The 9,485-nt window shown below is 61.8% G+C and carries 9 protein-coding genes and 2 pseudogenes; 4 read left to right on the top strand and 7 right to left on the bottom strand.

The annotated features are described in order from the left end of the window. Nucleotides 1-117 (bottom strand): annotated as a pseudogene (locus tag VNQ78_RS21585) (IS1595 family transposase); the annotation flags it as partial. 77 nt (nt 118-194) lie between these two features. On the opposite strand from VNQ78_RS21585, the pseudogene VNQ78_RS21580 reads away from it, so the two are divergent. Beyond that, a pseudogene (locus VNQ78_RS21580) lies at nt 195-362 on the top strand (integrase core domain-containing protein); the annotation flags it as partial. A gap of 406 nt (nt 363-768) precedes the next feature. Next, entirely contained in the window at nt 769-1,233 is a 465-nt protein-coding gene (locus VNQ78_RS21575) for a copper chaperone PCu(A)C (RefSeq protein WP_325694218.1), read from the top strand. A gap of 96 nt (nt 1,234-1,329) precedes the next feature. Here VNQ78_RS21575 and VNQ78_RS21570 read toward each other — a convergent pair whose 3' ends face one another. Then, nucleotides 1,330-2,238 (bottom strand): DMT family transporter, encoded by a 909-nt coding sequence (locus VNQ78_RS21570; RefSeq protein ID WP_325694215.1) that lies wholly within the window; start codon nt 2,236-2,238, stop codon nt 1,330-1,332. A gap of 26 nt (nt 2,239-2,264) precedes the next feature. Between VNQ78_RS21570 and VNQ78_RS21565 the strand changes: the two genes are divergently transcribed. Next, entirely contained in the window at nt 2,265-2,819 is a 555-nt protein-coding gene (locus tag VNQ78_RS21565; RefSeq protein ID WP_325694212.1) for an XRE family transcriptional regulator, read from the top strand. 173 nt (nt 2,820-2,992) lie between these two features. Here the strand turns inward: VNQ78_RS21565 and VNQ78_RS21560 are convergent, their stop codons facing one another. From VNQ78_RS21560 to VNQ78_RS21540, 5 genes are all read right to left on the bottom strand, one after another. Beyond that, entirely contained in the window at nt 2,993-4,501 is a 1,509-nt protein-coding gene (locus VNQ78_RS21560) for a tripartite tricarboxylate transporter permease (protein WP_325694210.1), read from the bottom strand. A gap of 69 nt (nt 4,502-4,570) precedes the next feature. Further along, on the bottom strand, nt 4,571-5,032 hold the full coding sequence (locus VNQ78_RS21555) for a tripartite tricarboxylate transporter TctB family protein (protein ID WP_325694207.1): 462 nt from the start codon (nt 5,030-5,032) through the stop codon (nt 4,571-4,573). Further along, a complete protein-coding gene (locus VNQ78_RS21550; RefSeq protein WP_325694204.1) occupies nt 5,032-5,988 on the bottom strand; it encodes a tripartite tricarboxylate transporter substrate binding protein in 957 nt (318 codons plus the stop codon). Before VNQ78_RS21550 ends, VNQ78_RS21555 begins: the two co-directional genes overlap by 1 nt. Nucleotides 5,989-6,035: 47 nt before the next feature. Then, a complete protein-coding gene (locus VNQ78_RS21545; RefSeq protein ID WP_325694201.1) occupies nt 6,036-6,719 on the bottom strand; it encodes an RraA family protein in 684 nt (227 codons plus the stop codon). 17 nt (nt 6,720-6,736) lie between these two features. Continuing rightward, nucleotides 6,737-7,723 (bottom strand): hydroxyacid dehydrogenase, encoded by a 987-nt coding sequence (locus VNQ78_RS21540; protein ID WP_325694199.1) that lies wholly within the window; start codon nt 7,721-7,723, stop codon nt 6,737-6,739. A gap of 111 nt (nt 7,724-7,834) precedes the next feature. Here VNQ78_RS21540 and VNQ78_RS21535 point away from each other — a divergent pair, with 111 nt between their 5' ends. Further along, a complete protein-coding gene (locus VNQ78_RS21535; protein ID WP_325694196.1) occupies nt 7,835-8,749 on the top strand; it encodes a LysR family transcriptional regulator in 915 nt (304 codons plus the stop codon). Nucleotides 8,750-9,485 lie beyond the last annotated feature (736 nt).

Genomic DNA, 9,485 nt, shown 5'->3' with positions numbered 1-9,485 from the left:
TGTCTCTGGCCAGCGCAGCTGGCAGAACCGGCGATAGGCGGCCTCCTCGCCATCGGAGAAAATCACCTTGAGCGAAAGTGTTCGTGCCGCCGCGGAGAGAAGAAAGTGCTGCGCCATGGAGGCCTCCAGAGCCATCATGTTCACATAATGTTCTCAAAACCCACTGCGTCAACGCTATGGTGGGTTTGCTACCTAAGACCGAGTGCCTGAACGCCCATTGGTTCATGAGCCTTGCGGACGCGGCCGAAAAGCTGGAGGATTGGCGTAGACACTACAACGACGATCGCCCCCACAGCGCCATCGGCTACAACGTCCCGAGCGCGCTGCACTTTCCCGACGGCGCCACCAGCCCGCCGCCGTGAACAGGGCCTGAAACTCCGACTTCAGGCGGTCCAAAGTTGGTAGGCAGGGCAAATCAACTACCGGCTCCGGTCGCGCCTGGATGAAAGACCAGTGGCAGGTCACTGGGCAATGCGGTCCCGGATCTCGGCAACGCCGTCCCGGCCCAGATCGCGGTTCTTGCCAGCCCGGGACACAGCTTCGGGGCTGATCCGGCTGGCATGCACCGGATCGCGGGCAGGTTGCCTGATGAGTTCAGCGCCACGTATGTCCCCAACTGGGAGATTGGCCGCGACATGCGCGAGAACATCAGGAAGTGGCTCTTGATTGTGCGTTATATTGCCTATATGAAGGTGCATCATAATGCACATTTTCGGAGCTGCGCCCGGATTGACGGCGCGGTTACCTACTTACCTTCACGGAGTCACTATGTTCCGCTATCTTCCTGCGGCCGTCGCGCTGTTGTCCATCCCCGCTCTTGCTGATGATTTCCGGGCTGGAAACCTGCTTGTCACCTATCCGTACAGCCTTGAGACCCCCAGCTCAGCCCCCACAGCGGCCGGCTATTTCTCGGTAACCAATGAAGGGCAGCAGCCCGACCACCTGGATGCAGTCCTGCACGCGAATGGTAACGCCCAGCTTTTCCATGCAACGCATTTCCGGGGTCAAACGATATGGGAGCCTATCGACCGCGTTGAAATTGCGCCGGGCGAAACGGTGAAGTTTAACCCCAAGGAATATCAGGTGGTGTTCTCCGGCCTCGCCGGCATCACCTGGGCCGCGGGGGATTCCGCTCCGGCTGTGCTGGTGTTCGAGAAGGCTGGGAAAGTCCCGGTCACCTTCCAGATTGAGACGTTGCGGGAAGAGGATGGCGGCGGCCACACGGCCCACTGAAGCACATTCGCATCCTCGGGGACATCCATGTCTGGATGGCCCCTTCATGGACTTTTCTGCCGAAGGCAGACAGGTAACGGGTATTTTTGCCGGCGATTACGCTCTATTCTCCGACGCATCTGACCGCACCACAGGTCGCGCCGGGCGTAATTCACTTACCAGCACTCCCACGACGATCAGCGCGCCACCCACCAAGGCTAGTGGGCCGAGGCGTTCTCCTGCAATACGCCCCAGAATCCCGGCCCATACCGGTTCACCGGCATAGATTACCGTGGCACGTGTCGGCGACACGGTTTTCTGCGCCCAGTTCATCGCCAATTGGATGATGGCGCTGGCTGCCCCGAGCCCTCCGATGGCCGCGATCCAGACCCAGGAAAATGACGGCAACCCAGCACCGGCCAGTGGCATACACGCAAAAGCGAAGGCCGCTACGGCTAAAAGCTGGATCACCGTCACCCTGCGACTGTCAACAAACGGGGCGAAGTAGCCGATAAGCATGATTTCAACAGCAATACCAAGTGTTCCGATCAGGGTGGCTATTTCGCCCTCTGAGAGGGTTAGCGCGCCGGCACCGCCCCCGGAGACCAATAGTAGTCCCACGAACGCCAAAGCGATCCCAAGCCAGCTGAACAATGCGGGCGGCTTACGAAATACGATCCACTGGAGAAGCGGCACCAGCGGGACATAGAGTGCAGTTAGGAAGGCAGAGGTACTGCTTTCAGTTGTTTGAAGGCCGTAAGTTTGCAAGCCATAGCCCGTGAAGATCGAGCAGCCGATGGCGGTTCCTGCGAAGAGTTCGGTCCGTGTCAGCTGTCGAAGGTTACCCCAGCAAAAGAGCAGAGCAAGGAGGCCTGCGATGAGGAACCGGAGGCCGACCAGGAACAGCGCGCCGGTCATTTCCACGGCGATGTGGACGACGAGGAACGTCCCTCCCCAGAGGATGGTAACACCGATCAAAGACAGTTCGGCCATGGGGAGGTTGCGAAAACGAGGAATGTGCATCATGATGCTCATTCCATATAGGCAATATAATGCACAATCAAGAACCCATTCCTGATGTTCTCGCGCATGTCGCGGCCAATCTCCGACGCCTGCGCCGAGAGCGCGGACTTAGCCAGATCGCCTTGGCAGAAGCCTCAGGCATCAGCCGTCGACTTATCATTGGTGTTGAGTCCGGCGAAGCGAATGTCAGTCTTGCGAGCTTGGATAAGTTGGCAAACGCCCTCGAAGTGGGGTTCGTTGATCTGGTTACCGAGCCGGGCAGGACAGGTCCCCACATCGACACAGTTGCCTGGTGCGGAGCGCCGGGGAGCGCTGCGCGGCTATTAAGTGCCGTTCCGGCACGGGCGGAAGCACAACTCTGGATTTGGGAGCTGGCCCCCGGCGACCGCTATCTTGCCGAGCCTGATCCACCAGGTTGGCACGAAATGATTTTCGTAATTAAAGGCACGCTCACAGTTAAGACGGAATCCGCAACAACTATCCTGGGGGCCAACGATTTCACAGTTTTCTCAACATCACAAAGCTATAGTTACCACAATGATGGCCCTGACCCTGTTCGGTTTGTGAAAAACGTCGTAAATTGAGCCCTGACCCTTCTGTATCTGGGCTTTGCTAAACTGACCCCGTCACCGGTCCCGGCCAGGGCCGATGGCGGGGTGGTGCGCGACGTCTGACCCTTGTGGGATGACCACGTTCTCTAGCCTGTCGGTACCGCCTCTCTTCATCGTCTCGGACAGTTGATTGCGGCCGTTCAGTCTCACGATTCCTCTTCCTGGAAGGCCTCTTCGCGAGTCTTGCGGAACGAGGGAAGGATCATCAGCGCCAGCAGCACTACCGTCGCCGACAGCATCACCAGGCTGATGGGACGCTCGACGAAGATACCAGGGTCCCCCTGTTCGATCAGCAGTGTGCGCCGGATGTTGGCCTCGAGCAGAGGGCCGAGGACGAATCCGAGGAGCAAAGGCCCCGGCTCGCATTTGGCCTTGCGGAAGGCATAGCCGAGAAGCCCGAACCCTGCGGCCAGCATTACGTCGAAGATCCGGTTGTTCATCGAATATACACCAATGCAGCAAAACAGCAGGATCGCCGGATAGAGCAAGCGATAGGGTATCGTCAGCAGCTTCACCCATAACCCGACCATCGGCAGGTTGATCAGCACCAGCAACGCGTTGCCGATCCACATCGAGGCAACAAGGCCCCAGAAGATCTCGGGCTGGTTGGTCAGCACGGTCGGTCCCGGGGTAATGCCGTGGATCATGAAGGCCGACAGCATCATTGCCATCATGTTGTTCGACGGAATCCCAAGCGTCAGCAATGGGATGAACGACGACTGCGCGGCTGCGTTATTCGCAGCTTCTGGCGCGGCCACGCCCTCGACAACGCCGGTTCCGAACTTCTGGGGGTGTTTTGAAACCTTCTTTTCCAGCGAATAGGCGCTGAACGAAGCAAGCGTTGCACCGCCTCCGGGCAGCAGGCCCAGGAGAGTGCCGATGCCCGTGCCGCGCAGGACCGCACCCCAAGAGCGGCGAAAATCGTCCTTGGTCGGCCACAGCCGCGTCACCGGGGCCAGCTTCACATTGTCCGAGCCGGAGCGTTCGAGATTCGCGATGATCTCGGAAAAACCGAAAAGCCCGATGGCGATCACCACGAAATCGATGCCGTCGAAAAGTTCGAGCGCGCCGAAGGTCAGACGCTCTGCCCCGGTTTCCTGATCGGTGCCGACCATGCCGAGCAGAAGGCCGATCAGGATCATCCCCACCGCCTTCAGCACCGGGCCAGACGCAAGGATCGTAGCAGCGAGGAGGCCGAAGACCATCAGCGAGACATATTCGGCCGGCCCGAAATTCAGCGCGAATTGCGACAGCATCGGCCCCGCGATGGCGATGGCAAAGGTGGCGACCGTGCCCGCAAAGAACGATCCCAGCGCCGCCACTGCCAACGCGGCCCCCGCGCGGCCCTGTTGCGCCATCTGATATCCGTCCAGCGCGGTGACGACGGCGGAAGCCTCGCCCGGCAGGTTCACGAGGATGGCGGTGGTCGAGCCGCCGTATTGCGCGCCGTAATAGATCCCGGCCAGCATGATGATGCCGGCAAGCGGTGGCAGGTAGAAGGTGATCGGCAACAACACCGCGATGGTCGCGGTCGGCCCGATCCCCGGCAGCACGCCGATCAGCGTTCCAAGAAGCGCGCCGAGCAGGCAGAAGGACAGGTTCTGCCAGGTCATCGCCTCGCTGAACCCCATCAGAAGCAGATCAAAGAAAGACATCCGGCCCTCCCCAAGGCGTAGGATTGGTGGGTTGGGACCGCGCCGCGGCGCCGGTCCCGGCCATCAGGTTCAGAACGGCCAGAGCGGCACCTGGACCCCAAGCCCGTAGACAAAGACCAATGCGCCGAAGATCGTCAGACCCGCGGCGAGCGCCAGCGTGTGCCACCAGCGTCCGCCGGGATCGGCCAGAGAGCCCGCAATGATTAGCCAGAACGATGCGATCACGAAGCCCAGATGGGTCGCGGCATAGGCAAAGACCACGATGGACAGGGTGATGACGATCACCGGCCGCAGCCTGACCGCTTCGATCGCCACCGCAGGGCGGCCGAGGGCCGAAAGGCCAACGACCGCGCCGATGGCAATCAGCAGCACACTGACGATCCGCGGCAAGAAAGCCGGACCCATCATCGATGGGGTGCCAAAGTCAAGGCCGCGTGCGAGGAAAAGCCCGAGCGCGCCCAGACCGATGAATATTGCCGCGGTCAGCAGGTCGGGCCGGTCGCCCTTGGCGGTCGCGCTCGGACCAGCCATCACTGGGTCGCCTTAAGAAGCGCGAAGATCTCGCGGAAGCGTTCCAACCGCGCGGGCATCGCCGCCGTCCAGTCGGCACCCGATTCATAGGCAAGCGGCAAGGCCTGCTGCTTGGCCATCGCCTGGAACTCGGGGTCGGCCAGCGCCTTGTCAACGGCGGCGGAAAGTTTCGTGCGGATTTCTTCGGGCACGTCGCAGCGGGCCGCCATGCCACGCTCCGACGACATGATCACGTCGAAGCCCTGTTCCTTGGCGGTCGGCAGATCCTCGGCCAAGACCGACCGTTTCTCAGAGAATTGCGCGAGCGCGCGGAAGGAATTCTTGTCCGCCGTGGCATATTCACCGACATTGAGGCCGATCATGGTGACATGGCCGCCAAGCAGCGCGGTCTTGGCCTCGTTGGCGCCCGCGAACGGCACGGCGGTCAGCTTGATCCCCACCGCTTGCTGAAGTTGCAGCAGCGCCAGATGTTCGTCCGTCCCCATCCCGGTCGTCGCAACCGAGACCTTGCCCGGGTTCGCCTTGGCGTAGGCGACGAGATCGGCAAGGGTCTTGAACTCGCTGTCGGGCTTCACGACGAAGGTGCCCGGATCCTCGACGATGCGGGCAATCGGGCAGATATCCGCCGGGTCGTAGCGCAGCTTGCGATCGATCTGCATGGTCAGGAAACCGGGCGTATTCAGCGACGAGATCGTGTAACCGTCGGGCTTGGCCTGCGACAGCGCGGTATAGGTGATCTCGCCCGAGGCGCCAGGACGGTTCATCACCGGAATCTGGGTGCCAAGCTCGGCCTCGATAAAGGGCGCCAGCGCGCGCAGCATGATGTCGGTGCCGCCGCCCGGCGCGAAGGCCACGATCAGGTCGATCGGGCGATCCGTGGGCCAGTCGGCGAAAGCCGCACCCGCGGAAGCCGTTGCAAGTGCCGCGGCAAGTGCCGCTGATCTGACGAGTTTCATTGTTGGGTCTCCTCCCTGATATTCCGGCGCTTCCAGCGCCGTCTTCCTTACACCCCTTCGGGGATTTCGCAGCCAAGCTTGCGCAGCGCCAGATCGACCCAGGAGCGGTCATTGGTCCCGGCCTCGATCGCGGCCATCTGCTTTGTCTCGGCATCCTGTTTGGCGGCGGTTCCCGCATAGACGGTTTCCGCCACGTCGAACGGCACCGCCAGCACCCCGTCGCTGTCGCCAAGGATCAGGTCGCCCGGTTCGATCACCATGCCGTCGATGGCGATGGGCACGTTGATCTCTCCGGGGCCGTCCTTGTAGGGGCCGCGATGGGTCACGCCCGCTGCAAAGACTGGCAGGTTCACCTGTAGGAACGCATCCGCATCCCGGATCGCGCCATTCAGCACGAAACCCGCGACGCCGCGCTTGACGGCATAGGCCAACATTAACTCGCCCATCAGCGAGTTGGTCAGATCGCCCCCCGCATCGACGACGATCACATCGCCTGGCTGGGCCATGTCGATGGCCTTGTGCAGCATCAAATTGTCGCCCGGGCGCGCCTTGACGGTGATCGCCGGACCGGCCAGCACGCCGTCGCGGTGCATCTTCATCAGACGCGGCCCGGCAGCGGTCATGCGGTGCATGCTGTCGCTGACATTGGCGACGGGAAGCTTGGCGAAACGCGCGACAAGCTCAGCCGGGACGGCGCGGCTGCGGGGCAGGATGCGGAAGCCTATGGTCATTCTTTCCTCCGGAATTATCAGGCTATGGCCGCAAGGGCGGCACGGTTCACGATCCTCGCAGGTTCGACGGGACGTCCTGCAAGCATGTCGACGATGCCTTGCGCGGCCTCGACGCCGACGCGGGTATTCGCGGCCGTGGTGACGCCGCCGATATGGGGCGACATCACGAGGCGTGGCTCGCTGAAGAACGGGTGATCGGCAGGCGGAGGCTCGACCGCGAATGTATCAAGACCAGCACCGGCGATCCGGCCCACAGCAAGAGCGGAACCTAGCGCCGGTTCGTCAATCAGCGCGCCGCGCGCGGTGTTGACGATGATCACCTCGGGTTTCATCAGCGCGATCCGCTGGGCATTGATGATGCCGCGGGTCTGTGCGGTCAGTGGCGAATGCAGGCTGATGACGTCGCAGCGGGCGCAGAGCTCTTCGAGGGTCGCGAGCCGGGTCACGCCATTGGCCGCGAAAATCTCATCCGGTGCGAAGGGGTCATAGGCAAAGACTTCCATGCCGAATGCCTTGGCAAAGATTGCGGTCTGCCGGGCGATGGAGCCGAATGCCACCAGGCCGATGCTTTGTCCCGCCAGTTCCCGGCCCTTGAACCCGGGCTTTTCCCAGCGTCCGGCGCGCAGGCCTGCATCCAACGGAATGATCTTCTTGGCGACCGCGAACATCAGCGCCATCGCATGTTCTGCGACCGAAACCGCGTTTGCCCCTGCCGCCACCACCACGGGCACCCCGCGGGTGCTGGCCTGATGCAGGTCGATATTATCAACGCCGACCCCGTGCTTTGAGATGACGCGTAATTGCGGTGCGGCGTCGAAGACCGGGCCGTCGATGCGACCCATCCGCGACAGGATCCCGACAGGGCGCGCCGAGATCACAGCCTCCAGCAGTCCGTCGCCCGCGCTGTAGGGGGGCACGTAAACCGGCACCAGCCCTGCGGTTTCCAAGACTTCCACGGCGGCCGGAGCAAGGCTCGGCCCTGTGATCAGCACGGTATCTGGCATTTTTTCTCCTCGGCGACCCCAACCGCGGGCCGATGAGGTCGTAACTTACAGATAGACATATTTAAAAAAAGCGCGTATTTCTGAAATTTATCTTAAGGAAATCTTCAAACGATGGATGCACGGCAGCTGAAGACCCTCGTGGCGATTGCCGAAGCAGGCAGCTTTTCCCGTGCGGCAGAGATGGTCCACCTCTCGGTTTCCGCAGTCAGCCAACAGATGCAGGCATTTGAATACGAGGTCGGTGTCCCGCTTTTTGATCGCAGCTGCCGCCCACCACAACTGACGATCGCGGGGCAGCAGATGGTTGTATCCGCAAAGGAACTGCTGCAGTCGATGGACCGCGCGATGGATGTGGTGACGGGGCGGCGCATCGTCGGCACGCTGGCGCTTGGTGCGGTCCGGACCAGTGCCCTGTCCGTCTTACCTCGTGCGATCCGAAAGCTGAACGGGCTGCATCCCGATCTGCGGATAAAACTCCGCATCGCCTCGTCCGAGAGCCTGTTGCAGGACGTGGCCTCGGGGCGACTCGACGCGGCGATGGTCGCGGAGCATATCAGCTTTCCCGCTGGCGTCCGCTGGCGACCGTTCCGGCGCGAACCACTGTTCCTGATTGCCCCACCCGGCACGACCGAGACAACGGCCGAGGAACTGCTGAAGAACCGCCCCTATGTGCGCTTCAGTTCCAACGTGCCGCTGGCGCATATGATCGACCTCGAACTGGCGCGGATGAATATCCGCCTGAACGAAGTGGCCGAGATCGACATGATTTCGACAATAGCGTCCTTCGTGGCGGAGGGGCTTGGTGTATCGGTCGTGCCGCAGGTGGCTATCGACGACTGCTCCAAGCCATTGATCTGTGTTCCCTTTGGCTCCCCGCAGCTCGTGCGCCAGATCGGCCTCGTCGAGCGCGCGAATGGCACTCGCGGTGTGGTGATTTCCGAACTGCACGGATTGCTGGTGCAGGCGAGCGGCGAATGCGGAATTAAGGACATGACTGTTCAGCCTGAGAAGGCCGCCCATTTGTAAGAGGCACCCGTGAGGGGAGGACCCTCTCAGGTCCGTCTGTACTGGGACAAAGCGGTCAGTCGCTCTGGGCGAACCGTCCCTGGCATCAGGCAATGTCCAGATGGTCTCATCGGTGAGGATCGCGTCGACGACCGCTTCCGCCCGCGACCGGGCGCTCGTGCTGTCGCCCATTCCCATGTGCTGGGTCTCGATCTCGACCAGAAACCCGACGACCTCATCGCGGGGTGTTCCCCGGCGTAGATGGGACGCCGCCGCTATCAGGTAGCTGTCGTATTCGTCCGCGAAAGACAGGTTGGTTTCGTCGTCCCACCTGCCTGCCCGGACTTTTGGGTCCAGCAATCCGATGGGATCCCAGAGTGCCCAACCGACATCGCGTAGCTTCGATAACTTGATCCGAGGCTGGGGGACTGCCTGTATCATTGGAAACCCCATGGAGTCTCTGGATCCCGCTGGCCTATGGGAACCTCGTGACCGTGCGCTCATGGCTCCGATCGCCCTGCTGCGGGGCGCGGGCGACGCGGACGGTCGGCGTATCCCGGCCTGCCGATACAGCAGGCTGGGAGTATCGCTTCATTCGGCGAGAACGCGGATTTGAAGCTGGACGGTTCCGGAAACCTCTCGTCTTTGGCCTGTCTGCATGATTCATTGATGCGGGGATGAGACGAGGATTGGCATGTCACGACCACTGGGGTTCTGGAGCGTTGAGGATCGGCTGTCGGAGATCTCGGCCGATGGC

Source organism: Paracoccus sp. (in: a-proteobacteria) (assembly GCF_035556475.1).
Lineage (GTDB): Bacteria > Pseudomonadota > Alphaproteobacteria > Rhodobacterales > Rhodobacteraceae > Paracoccus.
This window is presented reverse-complemented; position numbering and strand designations above follow the sequence as displayed.

What these genes read in the sequence shown, in the direction of transcription:
- VNQ78_RS21575 (WP_325694218.1), top strand. Translation starts at nt 769, where the DNA reads ATGTTCCGCTATCTTCCTGCGGCCGTCGCGCTGTTGTCCATCCCCGCT.
- VNQ78_RS21570 (WP_325694215.1), bottom strand. Translation starts at nt 2,238, where the DNA reads ATGATGCACATTCCTCGTTTTCGCAACCTCCCCATGGCCGAACTGTCT.
- VNQ78_RS21565 (WP_325694212.1), top strand. Translation starts at nt 2,265, where the DNA reads ATGCACAATCAAGAACCCATTCCTGATGTTCTCGCGCATGTCGCGGCC.
- VNQ78_RS21560 (WP_325694210.1), bottom strand. Translation starts at nt 4,501, where the DNA reads ATGTCTTTCTTTGATCTGCTTCTGATGGGGTTCAGCGAGGCGATGACC.
- VNQ78_RS21555 (WP_325694207.1), bottom strand. Translation starts at nt 5,032, where the DNA reads ATGGCTGGTCCGAGCGCGACCGCCAAGGGCGACCGGCCCGACCTGCTG.
- VNQ78_RS21550 (WP_325694204.1), bottom strand. Translation starts at nt 5,988, where the DNA reads ATGAAACTCGTCAGATCAGCGGCACTTGCCGCGGCACTTGCAACGGCT.
- VNQ78_RS21545 (WP_325694201.1), bottom strand. Translation starts at nt 6,719, where the DNA reads ATGACCATAGGCTTCCGCATCCTGCCCCGCAGCCGCGCCGTCCCGGCT.
- VNQ78_RS21540 (WP_325694199.1), bottom strand. Translation starts at nt 7,723, where the DNA reads ATGCCAGATACCGTGCTGATCACAGGGCCGAGCCTTGCTCCGGCCGCC.
- VNQ78_RS21535 (WP_325694196.1), top strand. Translation starts at nt 7,835, where the DNA reads ATGGATGCACGGCAGCTGAAGACCCTCGTGGCGATTGCCGAAGCAGGC.